The sequence below is a fragment of the Streptomyces sp. NPDC006332 genome (assembly GCF_040612855.1).
Taxonomy (GTDB): Bacteria; Actinomycetota; Actinomycetes; order Streptomycetales; family Streptomycetaceae; genus Streptomyces.
Window position 1 is genome coordinate 1 of sequence record NZ_JBEXRA010000054.1, and the last position, 18,479, is coordinate 18,479.

General features: G+C 66.2%; 11 protein-coding genes and 1 pseudogene. 7 read left to right on the forward strand and 5 right to left on the reverse strand.

Features of this window, described 5'->3' with window-relative positions:
- Positions 1-420, forward strand: a 420-nt coding sequence (locus ABZ027_RS34765) for a carboxypeptidase-like regulatory domain-containing protein (protein ID WP_356775443.1), incomplete at its 5' end; no start/stop codon positions are given.
- Here the strand turns inward: ABZ027_RS34765 and ABZ027_RS34770 are convergent.
- Together ABZ027_RS34770 and ABZ027_RS34775 are read right to left on the reverse strand one after the other, a co-directional pair.
- Positions 417-590 (reverse strand): hypothetical protein, encoded by a 174-nt coding sequence (locus tag ABZ027_RS34770; RefSeq protein ID WP_356775445.1) that lies wholly within the window; start codon positions 588-590, stop codon positions 417-419. The two genes, ABZ027_RS34765 and ABZ027_RS34770, sit on opposite strands and share 4 nt — an antisense overlap.
- Positions 591-644: 54 nt before the next feature.
- Complete coding sequence (locus tag ABZ027_RS34775) at positions 645-1,766, reverse strand: amidohydrolase family protein (RefSeq protein ID WP_356775447.1); 1,122 nt, start codon at positions 1,764-1,766, stop codon at positions 645-647.
- A 99-nt stretch (positions 1,767-1,865) separates the two neighbouring features.
- Between ABZ027_RS34775 and ABZ027_RS34780 the strand changes: the two are divergent.
- Positions 1,866-2,297: pseudogene (locus ABZ027_RS34780) on the forward strand (transposase); the annotation flags it as partial.
- Between the two features lie 611 nt (positions 2,298-2,908).
- Here the strand turns inward: ABZ027_RS34780 and ABZ027_RS34785 are convergent.
- Complete coding sequence (locus tag ABZ027_RS34785; protein ID WP_356775449.1) at positions 2,909-3,370, reverse strand: prevent-host-death family protein; 462 nt, start codon at positions 3,368-3,370, stop codon at positions 2,909-2,911.
- 109 nt (positions 3,371-3,479) lie between these two features.
- On the opposite strand from ABZ027_RS34785, the gene ABZ027_RS34790 reads away from it, so the two are divergent.
- From ABZ027_RS34790 to ABZ027_RS34800, 3 genes are all read left to right on the forward strand, one after another.
- The gene (locus ABZ027_RS34790; RefSeq protein ID WP_356775451.1) at positions 3,480-3,968 is read left to right on the forward strand and encodes a DUF6417 family protein; all 489 of its coding nucleotides are present in this window, start codon (positions 3,480-3,482) and stop codon (positions 3,966-3,968) included.
- A gap of 102 nt (positions 3,969-4,070) precedes the next feature.
- Complete coding sequence (locus tag ABZ027_RS34795) at positions 4,071-7,805, forward strand: LamG domain-containing protein (protein ID WP_356775453.1); 3,735 nt, start codon at positions 4,071-4,073, stop codon at positions 7,803-7,805.
- Positions 7,806-8,069: 264 nt separating this feature from the next.
- On the forward strand, positions 8,070-14,525 hold the full coding sequence (locus ABZ027_RS34800) for an RHS repeat-associated core domain-containing protein (RefSeq protein ID WP_356775455.1): 6,456 nt from the start codon (positions 8,070-8,072) through the stop codon (positions 14,523-14,525).
- A gap of 1,253 nt (positions 14,526-15,778) precedes the next feature.
- On the opposite strand, the gene ABZ027_RS34805 is transcribed toward ABZ027_RS34800, so the two are convergent.
- Entirely contained in the window at positions 15,779-15,964 is a 186-nt protein-coding gene (locus ABZ027_RS34805; RefSeq protein ID WP_356775457.1) for a DUF397 domain-containing protein, read from the reverse strand.
- Complete coding sequence (locus tag ABZ027_RS34810) at positions 15,961-16,773, reverse strand: helix-turn-helix transcriptional regulator (protein WP_356775459.1); 813 nt, start codon at positions 16,771-16,773, stop codon at positions 15,961-15,963. Before ABZ027_RS34810 ends, ABZ027_RS34805 begins: the two co-directional genes overlap by 4 nt.
- Positions 16,774-16,887: 114 nt before the next feature.
- Between ABZ027_RS34810 and ABZ027_RS34815 the strand changes: the two genes are divergently transcribed.
- Together ABZ027_RS34815 and ABZ027_RS34820 are read left to right on the forward strand one after the other, a co-directional pair.
- A complete protein-coding gene (locus ABZ027_RS34815; protein WP_356775461.1) occupies positions 16,888-17,322 on the forward strand; it encodes an ATP-binding protein in 435 nt (144 codons plus the stop codon).
- Between the two features lie 249 nt (positions 17,323-17,571).
- A complete protein-coding gene (locus tag ABZ027_RS34820; protein WP_356775463.1) occupies positions 17,572-18,405 on the forward strand; it encodes a helix-turn-helix domain-containing protein in 834 nt (277 codons plus the stop codon).
- Positions 18,406-18,479 lie beyond the last annotated feature (74 nt).

The following is an 18,479-nucleotide window of genomic DNA, read 5'->3' on the forward strand; positions in this document are numbered from 1 at the left end:
ACGGCGCTGGTCCCGGCGGCGATGCACATGCTGGGCAAGGCGAACTGGTGGCTTCCGGCCGGGCTGGAGAAGCGGTTGCCGCATCTGGCGGTGGAACCGAAGGAGGACGAGGACGAGGTCCCGTCGCCGAGTGAGCCCGCTTCGGTGATCCACGGCTTCGTCCGCACACAGGAGGGCGAGCCGGTGGAGGGCGCGACGGTGACGCTCCTGACGAAGGGCGGGCGTCAGCTGGACCGGGTGACGTCGCTGGCGGACGGGTCGTACGTCGTGGCGGTGCCGGAGGCGGGGGAGTACCTGCTGGCGGCGACGGCTACGCCGTACGCGTCCCGAGCGGGCCAGGTGATCGTGGGAGACGGACCCCTCGTGCACGACGTGGAGTTGGCGGAAGTGCCGGAGAGCGAGGTGGACACGGCCAATTAGCCCAGGCCGGCCCCGGCCTTGAGGACGCGCTCGACGTCCAGCACGACCTTGCCACCCACAGACCCGGGGAGCGTGACGAGCTCCCCGGGGATGTGGGTGCCGTGCTTGGCGTAGCGGCCGCCCCCCGTCCACCGCGACCAGGTCCGCGAGCGCGGCATCGTGTCGGCCATCGCTCGCCGTGGCACCCGACTGCTGCCTTATCGCTCACCGACAACTCGACTCCGTCAATTCACGGGCACTTTCATTCCGAGCAATTTTTCCGCGTTTCGGAACGCAATTTTTTCCTTGGCTTCGCGTGGCATATCGACTCCCCGGAACCAGTCGGTTTGGACTTTCATGTCCGCAAACGGGTAGTCGGTTGCGAACATCACTCGATCCACACTTATGTACTTCAGCAGGAGATCGAGCAGTTCAGTCTGGGGGAATGCGCTGGTGGTGAACCAGAAATTGTCATGGAAATATTGCTCGAACGGCTTGTCCAGGCTTTTCTCGGTCACTTCGCTCATCTTCTCCACGATGCGTTTGTAGAAGAACGGAAGGCCCTCTCCCATATGGCCGATGATAATCTGGAGTTTGGGGTGCCTGTCGAATACTCCTGAGGTGATCATTCGGAGGCACTGAGTAACGACTTCCTGGTGCCACCCATATGCAGAGATGCTGAGAACCTGGTCCTGGAACTCCTTCTGATATTCCGGCCGCATGTTGCTGTAGTAGATGTCGAAAACCTCGTCAGGCGGCAGGCCCGGATGGATGTATATCGGCACATCAAGGGCTTCGGCGCGCGCCAGCAGGGGCTCAAAGTCGGGGTGGTCGAGGAATTTCTTCCCGATGATTCCATTGGTCAGACATCCCAGGAAGCCATCTTCCCGAACTGTACGTTCCAGTTCGTCTGCCGAGGCCTCCGGATTCTGCAGAGGTAAGGTTGCAAATGCCTTGAACCGCCCCGGATAGGTGGCCATCGGTCCATCGACGAGCATCTTGTTGAGACGATACGCAAAATCGATACCCTTCTGACCTTTGACATTCTGCACACCTGGCGTATGTGCGGAGAGGATTTGAACGTTGATCCCCGCCTCATCCATAGCAGCGATGCGGCGCGGGCCGAGCTCGGCAAGACCAGTATCCTCGAGGAACAACCTGTCGTTCAGCACCATCAACTCATGGGTGGAAAAGGTCTCCTCCGTGCCGATGAAGGGCAGGTCCTTGTCCCGCAGCGAAATGTCCGAAGTCTTGTCCGGGGTCTCGTTCTCGTCCGCTGCCGAGACAATGGCATGCGTGGACACGCCGGCACCAATGCCAAGTGCCGTGGCGGCGGTGAGAAAACCGCGGCGTCCCATGGGCTTCATGTCAGTCTCTCCTCAGGTGTTTGTGTGGTGCGGTATCTGGATGCTTACTTCCTACCGAGCGAACCTGAGACGAACGTTAGAACCCGTCCTTTGCAGTGCGGGATCTTGTACGTGCTGCACACCGGAATTCAGTGGGAGTACCTGCCGCAGGAACTCGGTTTCGGCTCGGGCGTGACGTGCTGGCGGCGGTTGCGGGACTGCTAACGAGGCCGGTGTCTGGCAGCGGCTCTACGAGGTCCTGCTGGCCGAACCGGGGCCGGGCCGGCTCGAAGCACCATCTGAGCACCGACGGGCACGGCACCCCGCTCGCGGTTCTGCTGACCGGGGGGCAACCGTAACGACGTCACGCAGTTGCTTCCGCTGCTCGACGCGATCCCGCCGGTCCGCGGCCGGCTCGGCCGGCCCCGCCGCAAGCCAAATTCGCTGTTCGCCGACCGTGGCTACGACCACGACGTCTACCGCGATCAGGTTCGCGCCCGCGGCATCGTCCCCGCGATCGCCCGACGCGGAACTCTGCACGGCGCCCGACTGGCGCAGTAAGGCGGACGAGCGAGCCTACGAAACGAAAAACTTCGTCCTGGGGGGCGATCTGCCCAGCACAGCCCCCGCCCTCGGGACGGTGGACTGGGGAAACGGGAAAGATCTCACCCGACCATTGATTGGGGCAAAGAAGGCATACCAGTCGTTCACCCTCAACCGCAGCGCCGGACCCAGCCTGACATTTTCCCCGGAGAACGGGGGCCGCTGTAGTCATTGAGTCAGAATGACGCCCGCTGCCAACGGAGTTGGGGACTACTCGGTGTCTTCCGGATGGCTGGTGGACGCGTACACGAGATGGACAGTGCGTCGCGCTTCATCGACGAGGTAGCGCACCCGTCCGCCTGCTGTCACCTCGTACTCCCATTGTGGATACTCCCGACCGTCCAGATGTCCCACTGCCAGACGGCCGCGCAGTCGATGTTGACGGTCGGGATCCGCTCGGGACAGAGGGTTGCCGCGTAAGGCCTCGAAGCAGCGACGTGTGTTGCCCGGTGCCTCTGCGCCCAGTTCACCCCATCCCTTCGCTGCCTCGTTCGTTGCGAATCGCAGACGCCATTCCCCGCCCACCGGCGGGGGAGCGACATCGTCGCCGCGCTTCGGGCTCACGGAGCGGTCACCTCGCCGTGGTCCTCGTCCGGCAGTCGACGGGTGAGCTGTGCGGTGAGCGCGGGGTCGGCAAGGACCCTTGCCGTGGCGCGCCATTCCACGACGACTCGATGGAGGTTGGCGTGGACCTCCAGCTGGGCCACGTCGTGCGTGGCGTCGATGAGCTCGGCCACGAACTGCTTCAGCTCGTCCCCCGACAGGTGGCGGACCCAGGGGAAGACCGAGGGGAGCGCGCGGAGTATGGCCCGCTCGCCGGCGTCGCTGCGGACCAGGGCGGCGAGGAGGCGGGCCGTGATGTCCGCCGTCTCCTCGCGCTGCTGGTCGTGGCGTGCCGTCGTCAGGTAGAGATCCTCGCCGTCCCGACGTGTGATGTGCACGCGTTGAGCCCGCTCGAGCGTCTCGGCGACACGCTTCGAGTTCTTGGAGAGCTCGGAGAAGGCGACCATGGGTGTGGACATGAACCGACGGTACTTCGGAACGTATTCCGAAGTCAATCAATGAGGGGCTGTCCGGGAGCGCGTGCCTCTGCCAGGCTTCGGGCGGGACTGTTACCGGGGGTGGAGCGGCATGACGCCCGCGCGGCCGTCGATGCAGGAGCTGATCGGGCGCCGCAAACGGGCGGGTTTCGTCGGCCGCCGTAGCGAGATCGACCTGCTCCACGCCAACCTCGACATCGCGCTGGGGGATGAGCGGCATAGTTTCGTCCAGGCGACGAGATTCTGTTGGCGTCCATGCCTGACCCCTGCGATTGCGGACCGTTGCCCAGAACTGGATGAACTCGCGCACGTCGACCTCGACGACATCACCTTCGCTCCAGTCGAGCACGCCACGGAACGGCTGCCCCTGTTGAGCCCGGCCGAGGCGCACGACCTGCTCCGCCTACTGCCGGCAGTGGCGCTCGACGAGGATTCCAAACAGAGGAAGCCGGTCGGCCGGCGCGCGAAATCGCGACCCGCGTCCCCTCGGGTGATACCCAATCTGGCCCCCTCGGATGCCTGGTCAGGTACGGCAGGCAGGCAAAGATCAAAGCGCTGCCACGTAATCCCGGCAGGCTGAAAAGTGGCCAGTGTGATCCGGGACACCATTGACCGACGTGATCAACCAACACATGATCCTCACAGCTTCTTGTAAAAAAAATCTAAGGGGACGGGTGGGGGCGTGTTAACGCAGAAACGGCGGCACGGCTGGCGTCAGGCGGTGGGGAGTTGGGCGATAGCCGTCACGCTCCTGGGGGGTGCGGTGGCCGGGGCCGGTGTGACTCCGGCGCTCGCTGATGACGGGGCGGCCTCGGTAGCGGCTGACAGGGCTCCGGAATCGGAAGCGAGTGCTCTCGCGGTGGAGACCGGTGAGCGGATAGCCGTGGACGCGGCGACCACCGAGTCGTCTGAGTTGTTTGCCAATCCGGACGGCACCTTCACGCAGGAGATGAACGCGGCTCCCGTTCGGGCTCGCAACGACGACGGCGTCTGGGCCCCCATCGACACCACCCTCGTGCACGAGGCCGACGGCTCTGTTCGGGCGAAGAACACGACGGCCGGTCTTACCTTCTCAGGCGGCGGCAGCGGGGACGGGCTGGTCACGCTGGAGGACGAGGGGCACGAGCTGCAGTTCGGCTGGCCCACCGCACTGCCTGCGCCCCAGCTCGACGGCGACAGCGCAACCTACGCCGGCGTCCTTCCGGACGTCGATCTGAAACTGACCGCGCTGGGCTCCGGCTACACGTCGGTGCTCGTGGTCAAGACTGCGGCGGCGGCGGAGAACCCGGCGCTCGCGACGATCAGGATGACCGTCTCCGGCGGCGGCCTGGACATCGCCCCGACGGCCGACGGCGGTTTCGTCGCGCGAGACGGCGATGGGACCCCAGTCTTCGAGACCCCAGCGGGGAGGATGTGGGACTCGGCCGGTGACACCCCGACCACTGATACCGCTACGGCTGGCGTCACCACGCAACTCGCCCGCCCTACTCCTTCTTCGGCAGAGCCGGAGGCGACGGAGGCGTCCCCGCTGCCCGCCGCTGGGGGCGAGCCAGCCCCTTCGGAGGGCCCCGGAAACGGCGACGCGGCAAGCGAGCTCCCGCTCAAAGTCACCGACACCACCCTGGAGATCGTGCCTGATCCGGCGCTACTCCACGGCGAGGACACCGTCTTCCCCCTCTACATCGACCCGCCCACCAAGGGCATCGCGCTGGGCGACTGGACAGCGTTGTCTTCGGACGGTGACAAGTTCTGGGAGTTCGACGGGGACAAGGGCGTGGGGCGCTGCTCCAACTACGCCGGCTATCTCTGTGCCAACAGCCCGTACACCCAGCGCATGTACTTCGAGTACCCGCTCTCGTCGATCCACGGGAAGAAGATCCTGGACGCGACGATGGAGGTGTACCAGCTGTGGACGTTCTCCTGCGATCCGCACTGGTACGACCTGAGCCACGTGAACAAGGGCATCTCCTCCAGCACCACCTGGTCGAGCCGCCCTGCCGCGGATGACCTGATGGGCGACCGGAACGTGGCCTACGGGCGGGGCACCTTGTGCAGCCCGTCGCAGCCGGCGAACTGGGTGCGCTTCAGCGACAACGTGGGGGAGGAGACGAATGAGAACCTGACGACGACCCTCGCCTCCCACGCCGCGAACAAGGATGCGCAGATCACTTTCTCGCTGACCGCGCACGACGAGTCCGACGCGGGCGCCTGGGCACGGTTCCGCAATGACGCCAAGCTGTCGGTCACCTACGTCTCCTACCCCGGCAAGCCGACCTCGTACGGGGTCCAGCAGGGCACCACCGGGCGGGCCTGCAACGCCTCCACGCTGCCCTTCGCCACCGGTGACAGCACACCGAAGATGCTGGCCACGGTGCAGTCAGCCGACGGCTCCAATTCTCAGCTGCGCGCAGTGTTCGAGGTGTGGAAGGCCGATGGCTCCAGCCGTGCCTGGTACGCGGCCTCACCGGACGGCGCCTGGGTGGCCGACAACGCCTCCCGTGCCGCGTCCTCCAGCGCTCTACCGGCGCAGAAGGACTACCGGATGAGGGTCAAGACGCAGGCGTACTACAAGACGGACCGGGGCGCCACCGGAGTTCTTGACTCGGCCTGGTCGTCCTGGTGCTACTTCCGGGTCGACACCGATTCGCCGCCACCCCCGGTGGTGTCCAGTGCGGACGGCGTCTACAAGCCGGCCGAGACCGACGAGGCCGCGGGCGGGGTGGGCACGCCGGGCAAGTTCACCTTCACCCCCGGGGACACCAACCCCGCCACGGCCGGCATCCAGTCGGACGTCGTCAGCTACAAGTGGAAGTTGAACAGCGGCGCAGTCTCCGCTCCGATCACCGTCGCGAAGGGCACGGCCACCAACCGGACGATCACGCCGAACCAGGCTGGTGAGAACACCGTCCAGGTCTGGGGCTTTGACGCGGCCGGCCACAGCTCGCTCACCGGCTACTACAGCTTCCTGGTGAAGGGGGCCGAACAGCCCTCGGGGATCTGGCACCTGGACAACGCCCTCACCGACGCCACAACCGCCGCCCAGCACCCCCTGACTTCCTCGGGGGCCGTCTGGGACACCCTGGCCCGCAGCGGCTCCGGCTCGGCGAAGCTCAACGGCACGTCCGCGTATCTCTCCACTTCCGGCCCGGCGGTGGACACCACCAAGTCCTTCACCGTCTCTGCCTGGGCGCGTCTGGGGAAGAAGGACGCCAACTACACCGTCCTGTCGCAGGCGGGCACGAACGCATCCGGGTTCCAGCTGTACTACTCCACGGCCTTGAACGCCTGGGTCTTCAACCGGCACCAGACGGACGTCGCCAGTCCGGCGATCACCCGCTCCGTCGGCACCAAGCCGCCTGTCCTGAACGCCTGGACCCATCTCGCCGGTGTCTACGACGCGGCTGCGCAGACCATCCAGCTCTACGTCAACGGTGTCCCGCAAGGCGACCCGGTGCAGCTCACAGTGACGCCGTGGAAGGCATCCAGGGGTCTGCAAGTCGGCCGGTTGTTGGCATCGGGATCCGGCACGGAGAACTTCGCCGGCACCATCGACGAGGTGAAGGTCTGGTCCCGCGCGCTCGCGGACACAGAAGTCGCCCACGAGGCTTGGCTGGAGGACGAGGATCTCAGCGACGGCACCTCCGGCGACCCGGTCCCGGCCCTTGTCGCCAAGTGGGACGCGACGGACATGGCCAACGCGACCGGCAGCACGGTGAAGGACACCAGCGGCTTCGGCCGGAACCTGACCCTCAACGGGGCCGCGCTCACCCAGTTCACCACCGGCGACCCGGAGATCGGTGAAGAGGTCACGACCACGCAGCGGATGGCCCTGAACGGCACCAGCGGGTATGCCACCGCCCCCGGTCCGATCGTCGACGACTCGGGTTCTTTCACCGCGACCGCCTGGGTGACGCTGGCTCCCGCCAAGTTCGCCGACACCAGCAAGTCGTACGCAGTACAGGTGTTCGGCCAGTCCGGGACGAGCCAGTCCTCCTGGGGCGTCTGGTACGAGCAGCCGGCTGGCAGCACCCAGGGACGGTGGACGTTCGGCCGCCCCGACAAGGACGGCACCGGAGCGGTCTGGACCAAGAGCGAGTCCACCGCCTTGACCACGGCCAAGCTGGGCGTCCCCGTCATGCTGACGGTCGTCTACGACGCCCAGGCAGCAGCCGACCCCGACGACACCTCCAAGCTCGGCGGGCTCAAGCTCTACGTCGACAGCGCCCTGATGGGCGACGAGGACGGCGTGCCGTACTCCACCCCCTGGCAGGGCGGCGGAGCATTCGAGGTCGGTCGAGCAAAGATCAACGGCGCTGCCACGCGCTACTTCCCCGGAACGATCGACAGCGTCCGCGTCTGGGCCGGAGCTACCTCCACCGACACGATCGCCAACCGGCGCAACACCGAGCAGCAGTAGAAGCGGACAGGGGCAGGGCGGGCACCATGCCCGTCCCGCCCCCGTCCCCGTCTGCTCGAAACACAATCTGCACGTCTCCACGGACGTGCCGATGCCGTCGCTCTCGGGCGCCCGACGCAGCCCGAGACGCTCCTGCCCATATCCGAGAACCGGGAAATCACCGTGTCTTCATCACCCTTACTCACACGCTTGCCAGGGGCGGTCATACGCCGCTGGCTCGGTCGTGGCGCACTCGTAGTCTCCCTCTCCATCCTTCCGCAAGTCGTGATTCCGTCGGGCTACGACTTCGCTGCCCAGGCCCAGCCCCCGGCAGCCCGCAAGAAGCTGGAGGATCGGCCCGACGCGAAGATCGACAAGGTGGGCGTACTCAAGCCCAGCACGTCCACGGCGCCGAAGGACAAGGCTGCCCCCGCCGCTCACCAGACCCGTGAGCGGCTGAAGAAAGCCGCGTGGCCGAAGTCTGGGAAGGCTACTGCTGAAGTCCCGGCGATCGGCGGGGCAGCAGTCACCGTCGGCGGGCTCGGCGTGAAGCTGGCCCAGCAGTTCGCCGCCCCTGCACGCAAGCCGCTGAAGGCCAAGTCGAAGAGCAAGACGGAGGCGAAGGCCACCGGTCCGGCTGAGAAGGTGGCGCTCAGCGTCCACCCCCAGTCGGCCGCGAAGAAGGCGGGCGTCAACGGCATCCTGCTCACCCTCGACCCGGCGAAAAGCGCATCCGAAAACTCCGCCGGTGACAGCGACAAGCTCCGGATCTCCCTGGACTACTCCTCCTTCAAGGACGTCTACGGCGGCAACTTCGGCCCCCGCCTGAGCCTGGTGACACTCCCCGCATGTGCGCTGACCACCCCGGAGAAAAAGTCCTGCCGCACTCAGAGACCAGTGCCGGGCGCGGACAATGACGCGAAGTCCCAGACCCTGACGGGCACAGTCTCCGCCCGCACCCTGACGGCCGGAACCCCGATGCTGATGGCGGCGGCGGCTGACAGCTCAGGCGGTGGAAGCGATTTCAGCGCCACGACATTGTCCCCGACAGCAACCTGGGAGGGCGGCGGCAGCACGGGGGACTTCACCTGGAACTACCCGCTGCGGGTTCCCCCGGCGACTGCCGGGCCGGCCCCGAGCCTGTCGATCTCCTACAACTCCGCCTCGGTGGACGGCCGCACGGCCGGGGAGAACAACCAGACCTCGGTGATCGGCGAAGGCTTCTCGATCACCGAGTCCTACATCGAGCGCAAGTACGGCTCCTGTAAGGACGACGGCCAGTCCGGCAAGGGCGACCTGTGCTGGAAATACGCCAACGCCACCCTGGTCCTCAACGGCAAGGCCGTCGAGCTGGTCAACTCCTGCGCCGACAAGGCGGCCTGCGACACCGCCGCCCAGTCCGAGTCGTCCGGCGGCGCATGGAAGCTGAAGAACGAGGACGGCACTCGCGTCGAGCACCTGACCGGCGCCACCGGCAACGGCGACAACAACACCGAGTACTGGAAGGTCACGGACGCGTCCGGCATCCAGTACGTCTTCGGCAAGCACCGGATGCCCGGCTGGAGCGACAAGGGAACGACCGACACCGCCGACGACGACCCGGTCACCAACTCCGTGTGGACCGTCCCGGTCTTCGGCGACGACTCCGGCGAACCTTGTTACAAGTCCAGCGGCTTCGCCGACTCCTTCTGCAACCAGGCCTGGCGCTGGAACCTCGACTACGTCGTGGACACCCACAACAACGCCTCCACGTACTGGTACAGCCGGGAGACGAACTACTACTCCAAGAATGCCGACACCACCGTCAACGGCACCGGCTACACCCGAGGCGGCTACCTCAACCGCATCGACTACGGCCTGCGCAGCGACCTGATCTACACCAAGCCCGCCGCGCAGCAGGTCAGTTTCACCTACGCCGAGCGCTGCGTCGTCTCGGGTGGCTGCTCCAGCCTGACCAAGGACACCAAGGCCAACTGGCCCGACGTGCCCTTCGACATGATCTGCGCGTCCAACACCAAGTGCACCACCCAGATCGGTCCGGCATTCTTCACCCGCAAGCGACTCACCGACATCACCACCTCGGTGTGGACCGGCACCGGCACCACCCGCCGGGACGTGGACACCTGGCACCTGGAGCAGGACTTCCCCGACAGCGGTGACGCCTCCTCGGCGAGCCTGTGGCTGAAGTCCATCCAAAACACCGGCAAGGCCAACACCACCGCGGCGACCATGCCGCCGGTCGTCTTCGGCGGTATCCAGCTGTCCAACCACGTCGAGGGCAGCGGCCCGGATACCCTGCGCTACATCAAGTGGCGGGTGCACACCATCAAGTCCGAGACAGGCTCGACTCTCACCGTCAACTACTCGGACCCCGACTGCATCTGGGGCACCAGCATGCCGGCGGACATCGACAAGAACACCCGCCGCTGCTTCCCGGTCAAGTGGTCCCAGTCCGGGGCGACCCCGGTCACCGACTGGTTCCACAAGTACGTGGTCACCGCCGTCCTCCAGGATGACCCCTACGGCCATGGCGACGCCGGCGAGAAGCACTACGACTACCAGGGCGGCGCCGGTTGGGCCTACGCCGATGATGAGGGCCTGACCAAGCCGTCCAACCGCACCTGGTCGCAGTGGCGCGGCTACGGCGAGGTCGTGGAGACCTCCGGCGACTCCGAGGGCCCGCGCAGCAAGAAGCTGACGCTCTACATGCGCGGCCTGAACGGCGAGAAAGAGCTCGACGGCACCGCCCGGGTCGAGAAAGTGACCGACTCCGCCAACACCGCCATCGACGACTCCCGCCAGTACGCCGGCTTCGTCCGCGAGACCATCATCTACAACGGCACCGAGGAACTCAGCGGAACCATCAACACGCCGTGGTCGCACAAGACCGGCAGCCACACCTACAGCTGGGGCACCACCGACTCCTGGATCGTCCAGGCCGGTGAGACCTCCACCCGCTCCAAGATCTCCACCGGCACCCGCACGGTCAAGCAGAAGACCACGTACGACACCACGTACGGCATGCCGATCACTGTGGAGGACAGCGGCGACGCCGCCAAGACCGGCGACGAGTCGTGCGTGCGGACCAGCTATGCCCGCAACACCTCGGCCTGGCTGGTGAACGCGGTCTCGCGCACCGAGACCTACGCGGTTCCCTGCGCGACCACCCCAGCGATCCCCGGGGACGTCGTTTCCGACATCACCACGGCCTACGACGGCCAGGCGGTCGGGGCGGCGCCCACCAAGGGCGAGATCACTGCCTCCTACCGTGTCGCGAGCTATGGCGAGCTCGACAAGAAGCCCGTGTACCAGCAGGTCTCCAGCTCCACCTACGACAAGCTCGGCCGACCGGCCACGGCAACCAACGCCCTCAATCAAACGATCAAGACCACCTACGTCCCCGACGACGCCGGCTACGGCCCGCTGACGGCCAAGACCACAACCGATCCCAAGCTCTACACCTCCACCACGGAGGTGGACCCGGCATGGGGCACGGCGACCAAGACCACCGACGCCAACAGCAACATCACCGAGTGGGCCTTCGACGCGCTCGGCCGCCTGCGGTCGGTCTGGAAACCAGACCGCTCCCGCGCACTCGACGACGCCGCCAGCATCGTCTACGCCTACAGCATCAACAATGACAAGGAGACCTGGGTCCGCACCGACGCCCTCAAGGCCGACGGAAAGACCTACAACAGCTCTTACGAGATCTTCGACAGCCTGCTGCGGTCCCGACAGAAGCAGGTCCCCGCGCCGAACGGCGGCCGGGTGATCTCCGAAACCCTCTACGACGACCGCGGTCTGGCGTACATCTCCAACAGCCAGATCCACGACAACAACGCCCCGTCGGGCACCCTGGCCAACACCTACCCCGGCTCCACCCCCGCCTCCACTGAGACGGTCTTCGACGCCGCCGGCCGTGCCACCGCCTCAATCTTCCGGATCTACGACCAGGAGAAGTGGCGCACCAAGACCGACGAGCAGGGCGATCGCACCGCCGTCACCGCCGCGGCAGGTGGCACCGGCACCCTGACACTCCTCGATGCCCGCGGCCGGATCACCGAGCGCCGTGAGTACGGCGGCCCCGTCCCGACCGGCAGCGACTACACCCGCGCCCTGTACGAGTACACCCCCGGCGGGCAGCTCAAGAAGATGACCGGTCCGGACGGAGCAGTCTGGACGTACGGCTACGACCTGCGCGGCCGCAAGACCACCTCCACCGACCCCGACAAGGGCAAGGTCGACACGACCTACAACGACATCGACCAGCCGCTGACCGTCACCACGACCCTCAACGATGTTTCCCGCACCCTGATCACCGACTACGACGAGCTCAACCGCAAGACCGGCACTTGGGACGGGGTGAAGGACAACGCCCACCAACTGACCAAGTTCACCTACGACTCCCTGGCCAAGGGACAGCCGACCGCCGCGATCCGCTACGTCGGTGGCACCACCGGCAAGATCTACTCCCAGGCCGCCACCGGATACGACGCGCTAGGCCGCCCCAAGGCCACCAAGACCGTCATCGCCGCCGCCGACCCCCTGGTCGCCGACGCTCACGCGCCGCAGACGTTCACCACGTCCACCACCTACAACATCGACGGCACCGTCCAGTCCACCTCGATGCCCGCGGTGGCCGGTCTGCCCGCCGAGACCGTGAGCAACCGCTACAACGGCCTCGGCATGCTCATAAGCACCGACGGCATGACCGACTACGTCCAGGACATCGGCTACTCCCCGTACGGAGAGATCGGGGAGACCCGCCTGGGCACCTCCACCGACGCCAAGCAGCTCCAGATCCTCAACCGCTACGAGGACGGCACCCGCCGACTGGCCAACTCCCACACCAAGGACCAGACCAACACCGGCTACACCAGCGACGTCGACTACACCTACGACGTCTCGGGCAACGTCAAGTCGGTCACGGACAACGCCAATGGCAAGGACACCCAGTGCTTCGCCTACGACGGCTACCGCCGTCTGACTGATGCTTGGACTCCGTCCTCCAACGACTGCGCCACCGCCCGCTCGGCGAGCGCCCTCGGCGGGCCGGCCCCGTACTGGACCAGCTGGACCTACAAGCCCGGCGGCCTGCGCGACAATCAGACCGAGCACAAGACCACCGGTGACACCAAAACCGGCTACGGCTACCCCGCCGTCAACGCCTCCGGCGCCGGTCAGCCCCACACCCTGACGTCCGTCACGGTCAACGGCGGCACCGCCAAGCCGTACACCTACGACGAGCAGGGCAACACCACCAAGCGCTACAGCCCCACCGGCACCGCGCAGAGCCTCACCTGGGACATCGAAGGAGAACTCACCCGCCTCACCGAAGGCAACAAGACCACCGACTACCTCTACGACGCCAATGGCGAACTCCTGATCCGCCGCGGCCCCGGCAAGACCGTCCTCTACCTGGCCGGCCAGGAACTCCACTACGACACGGCCGCCAAGAAGTTCACCGCCCAGCGCTACTACCCGGCCGGCGACGCCACCGCCGTCCGCACCGAAACCGGCCTGTCCTGGATGGTCGACGACCACCACGGCACCGCCTCGATGACGGTGGACGCCACCACCCAGGCCGTCACCCGCCGCTACACCAAGCCCTTCGGCGAGCCACGCGGCGCCACACCACCGGCCTGGCCCGACGACAAGGGATTCCTCGGCAAGCCTGCTGACGCCGACACCGGACTCACCCACATCGGGGCCCGCGAGTACGACCCGGCCACCGGACGCTTCCTCTCCGTCGACCCCGTCCTCGCCCCCCACGACCACGAGTCCCTCAACGGCTACGCGTACGCCAACAACACCCCTGTCACCCAGTCCGACCCCACCGGGCTCCGTCCCGATGGCATGTGTGGCGGTGCCTCAGGCCACTGCAACGGCGGTGTTGAGTACTACACAAAGAACAGCAGCGGGTGGGTGTGGCACTACACACAGACCTACACCCAGACGGTCCAGTACCAGAAGCCGAGCGGCGGTACCGGAAGCGGCACCATGACCGTCACCGTCCGCACGGACGGGGGCGTCAAGTCGGCGAGGGTGGTCTTCAAGAAGGGACCCGACCCGGTACCTGAAAAGAAGGAACAGCCCCGTTGGAACTTGCTCAACGGTAGCTACCCGATCCCGGCGAACCAGGCCGCTAGGGACCTCATCACCGACCGACCCAAGCTCGAAACCTGGCAGAAAGTCGTGCTAGGCGTCGTCGTGGGCGTGGCGGCGGCAGTGGTCGCCGCCCCGGTCGCCGTCGCCGTGGGCGAGGGATGCCTGGCCGCGGCCCCGGTGTGCGCCGCGGAGATCGCAGAAATGGCTACAGGCGGGGCTTCCGGCGGAAGCCTGGCGGTCGGTGGCGCGACTGTTGCGGCCGGCACCAAAATGCTTACTGTAGGTAAGAGTCTGCCGGAGGGTCCGGTGACCTTGTACGGTCCGTTCCATCGGCTCGCTTCGCCGACTCAGACGGTGGAGAATAGCCGGGCTATCATCGAGTCGGGCGAGTTGTGGGGCGTTACCCCCAGGTGGGGGGGCAACCCCACGGCCCAGGCACACCGAGGCCCGATTCCGAAGAATGCCAAACCGGGAAGTATGGAGTTTTTCACCACTGTGAAGCCCAAGCCCCAGAACCGCACTCCTCCCGGATACGTTTCCTGGGAGGCCGGCGTCGAGGAAGGGGTCAACACCTTCACCAAGAACGGCGAGGATTGGGCCTCCGTCCCGATCATCATCACAGAGGCGCGGTAGGTATGGATCGAGTAGAACCGCCTCAGACAATTCTGCAAAGAATCACGGAACGGGATGTACGTCTGGGCGGCATGAGGTACCTGGCTCAAGTCGATATCGATCCTCCAGCGTTGGAAGAGCGCTGGGGTAGTCCAGAGACCGTCTGTGACAACCTCGCGGAGTGGGTGTGTTTTGCCTTCGCGACGGTGGAAGGGGAGACAGTTCTCCTGCAACGTGAGATGCACCATCCTCCCGTCCGTGGATTCGTCCTAAGCGTGAGCGAGGCTCTCTTTGCCGCAGACGCCGCCGGTCGGATCATCGAGGCCCTGCAGATCACCGGAGCGCGGGTGACTCAGGTCAACGCTGAGGCAGTCTCGTAGCACCGGGCGCGCCCGGTGTGGACCCTCTCTTCCCGAGAAGCGTCCACGCCGGGCGCTCGGCTTTGAATCGGACACTGTTGATTCAACTGAGCTAAAGCTCAAGCGCCGTGTGACACGGACAATCCGGGAGCGCAAGCCATGCACCCACATGGGATAGCTGGATATTCATGAGGACAGGTTCATGATTTCGAAAGAACAGGGTCGCTTCATTGCGGAAAAATTTCTGCAATCAAGCCGAAAGCCCCGCGAGCCTGAATTGGCGATCGATTGGGATAGCGTACAGGTGAAAGGGGAGGTTCTTATCGCTCCGTACAACTCTTCGCATTTCTTGGCCACGGGTTAGGATCAATTGCTGGACTGCTGGCCAATTTTGGTCGACCTCCTCTCAGGGCAAGCGAGGTTCGGAGAGCTCGAGGAGCGGCCCTTCTGGAGGGAATTTTCGTAGGAATCCTTTCTGCTGGCCCGTTGCCTAGCGGGCCAGCAGAAAATGCAATCGAACCTCAGACGGCTGATCTGTCGCATCTGAATCATGTGAGTGCCCGTCCGTCCTGTATCACGGCCGGGCAGACACCGTCACGTCGACCCTGTCCAGCAGCAGCCGCGACCAACAAGTCCCACCGACACCGCGCAGTGTGCTGGCTCGCCTTTTGAGGAAGACGTTCTTCCATAGGAGCCCGAGGTGGCGGGTGCAGGCCCGGTGGCGAGAAGGCGGATAGTGATGTCCGCCGTCTCCTCGCGCTGCTGGTCGTGGCGTGTGGTCGTCAGGTAGAGATCCTCGCCGTCCCGGCGCGTCATGGGCCTCGATGCGCGCCTCCGGAGCCAGGGGGACATGCAGTCGGTTCTGTCGCCGGACCGTGTCCCCACACCGGCGTGGTTGAGCGGACTCCCCGACGCTCAGCGTCCCGCGAACTCCACGAACTCGGTCCACGCGGCATCCGCGAAGGCGAGTTGGGCGCGCTGCTTGTCCTTGGAGTCGCGGACGTGGACGGTGGTGTGGGTGGGGGCTATGGCGACCTCGACGCACTCGGGGCCGTCGTTGCTGCTGTAGCTGCTCTTGAACCACTTCAGCGTGGTGGTCATGTCTCTTCTCCCGTGACTTTCTCGATGAAGGCCAGTGACTCCCGGGGCGAGAGGGCCTGCGCCCGGATCATTCCATAGCGCATATCCAGGATCTGGACTTCCCGTGGATCACTGAACACGCGGTTGTACAGCTGCCCTTCGGAATGCCCCAGCGTCTTGCCGTCCCGGAGTTTCAGAACCTGTAGCGGACCGCCCAGTCCAGCGTGGTCGTCGCGGTCCGTGGGCATCACCTGGATCTCGACATGCCTCAACGCGCTGATCTCCAGCAGGTGTTCGAGCTGTTGCCGTAACACCATCCTGCCCCCGATCGGCCGCCGCAGAGTCACCTCTTCCAGGACAAAGGTGAGCAGCGGCGCGGGCACCCGATCGAGAATCCGCTGCCGTGCCACCCGCGCGGCGACGTAACGCTCGATCTCGTCCTCCGGGTACGCCGGCCGCCGCCTCGCGTACAACGCCCGCGCGTACTCCGGTGTCTGCAACAGGCCATGCATGTTGTGGTTGGCGTAGGCGCCGAGTTCGACCGCCTCGTCCTCCAGCTTCGCCAGATCCCGCACCTTCTTGGGATACCGAGCCCGTTCCACGTCCTCCTTCATCGCGGAGAGCTTTCCGCCCGCGCCGAGCACCTCGTCGGCCTTGTCGAGGAAGTCCGGCTTCGGGACACGGCGACCGCGCTCCACCGACGAGACCATCTCGTCGCCGTACCCGATGGCCGCCCCGAGTTCCGCCTGCTTCATCCCGGCGGCTTCCCGCCACACCTTGACCTGACGTCCGACCGTCCTGAGTACGGCCGCGGTCTCCTCGTCCTCCACCCTCGCCCCTCCCGTCGTACGAGCCGTACGACCCCGGGCCGAGCTCCGGACAGTCACTGTCCGTACCGGGGTCGTTGCTGGTCAGGGTAGGGGCGACTGGCCACGCTGGGTGACATGAGCCGGAAATCTCCCTCCCAAGTCACCTCCCCGACGCGCCACTTCGCGGTTCGGCTGTCCGCCACTCGAAGAGGTGCTCGCCTCGCCCGGCTGCTCACTGAGCGGCAACTCGATGACTGGGACCTGCCTTTCGAGGACGCGGTGCACATCGTGGCCGAGCTGGCGTCGAACGCCGTACTCCACGGGCGGGTAGCGGGAAGGGACTTCCGGCTCGGGCTGGAGCTGCACGCCGACGGCACTCTCCGCATTGAGGTGACCGATGCCAGGGGTGACCGGCTCCCGTTGCCTGCCGACTCGGTCGCCGACGACCTGGAATCCGGCCGTGGCCTGCGCATCGTCACGGCGTACGCGGACCGCTGGGGCGTCGACGCGGCGCCCGCGCCCGGCAAGACGGTGTGGGCCGAACTGACACCGGATCGCACGCACCAGTGACCCGGCCGAGCCCGACGCCAAAGACAAAGAACCGGGGAAAGAACCAACCCCGCCCCACCCAGCCCGTCGCCACCGCACCCCTGGTCACTCGGTCGGGTGATCGCGTCTGATTCCGCTGGCGTGTCGGCGAATTCGTCAGGCAGCGTCAGAAGGGCAGCGGCGACGGACAGCCGCACACAGCAAACGGCCCCCGCCGGGACTGGCATCCCGAACGAGGGCCTGATCACCAAGGAAACGGAACCTTTCCCGATGACTGATCAGCACCTTAGCGCGCCCACGCGCTCCCGTTCCGCCCGTTTCGCCCGTTCCCGCCTCGGAGTTGCCCACGTGGACGAACGCCACAACCAGGAGTTCACGGTCGTCGGAAACCATCTGGCCCAGCATCCCGATCTGTCGCTCACGGCCATCGGCCTGGCCACCCACATCCAGTCGCTCCCGACCGGAACCCTCGTCGGCATCAAGGTCCTGGCGGCCAAGTTCCCCGAGGGCGAGACGCGGATCGCCGCGGCACTGCGGGAGTTGGAGACGCACGGGTATCTGTCCCGCACCAAGGAGCGCCTGCCGTCGGGGCGGATCGTGACGCGCACGACCTCCTACAACAAGCCCCAGAAGCGCACGGCCCGTACCACCCCCGCCCCGCGCCGCGAACCGGCCCCGGACCCCAAGGAGCCGGAACAACCGGGCTCGACCACCCCGCCGCTGTCCGCCCCGGCTCTCGACCTCCCCGCTCACCACGCCGCCCGCAACGTACTGGCAGGCCTCCGCACCCGCGACCCTCGACTCCACCTCGCCGAGCGCGACGTGCACCGCCTCGCCCCCGCCGTGGCCATCTGGCTGGAGCGAGGCGTCGCCCCCGACGACGTACAGCGAACGCTCGCGGCAGGACTTCCTCCGGAAGGTGTGCGTCATCCGGCCGGCTTCCTGGCCCACCGCCTCACCGCCCTCCTGCCGCCCCCCTTCGAACCCGGGCCGGAGACCGCCCGCCCCGACCCCCTCCAGAACTGCGACGGCTGCGAACGGGCGTTCCGGGCCCCACGCCCAGGCCGGTGCAGGGAGTGTCGTTCGGCTGTCGTAGCAGCGTAAGAAGCTATGTCGCTCGTTACGGCCGAGAAGTGAATATAAAGGGCAATCGCTACTTAACTCGGTCACACCCGGCC

Coding starts and splice junctions, on each gene's coding strand:
- ABZ027_RS34790 (WP_356775451.1), top strand. CDS start 3,480: ATGACGCCCGCGCGGCCGTCGATGCAGGAGCTGATCGGGCGCCGCAAA.
- ABZ027_RS34785 (WP_356775449.1), bottom strand. CDS start 3,370: ATGTCCACACCCATGGTCGCCTTCTCCGAGCTCTCCAAGAACTCGAAG.
- ABZ027_RS34815 (WP_356775461.1), top strand. CDS start 16,888: ATGAGCCGGAAATCTCCCTCCCAAGTCACCTCCCCGACGCGCCACTTC.
- ABZ027_RS34775 (WP_356775447.1), bottom strand. CDS start 1,766: ATGAAGCCCATGGGACGCCGCGGTTTTCTCACCGCCGCCACGGCACTT.
- ABZ027_RS34770 (WP_356775445.1), bottom strand. CDS start 590: ATGGCCGACACGATGCCGCGCTCGCGGACCTGGTCGCGGTGGACGGGG.
- ABZ027_RS34820 (WP_356775463.1), top strand. CDS start 17,572: ATGACTGATCAGCACCTTAGCGCGCCCACGCGCTCCCGTTCCGCCCGT.
- ABZ027_RS34805 (WP_356775457.1), bottom strand. CDS start 15,964: ATGACCACCACGCTGAAGTGGTTCAAGAGCAGCTACAGCAGCAACGAC.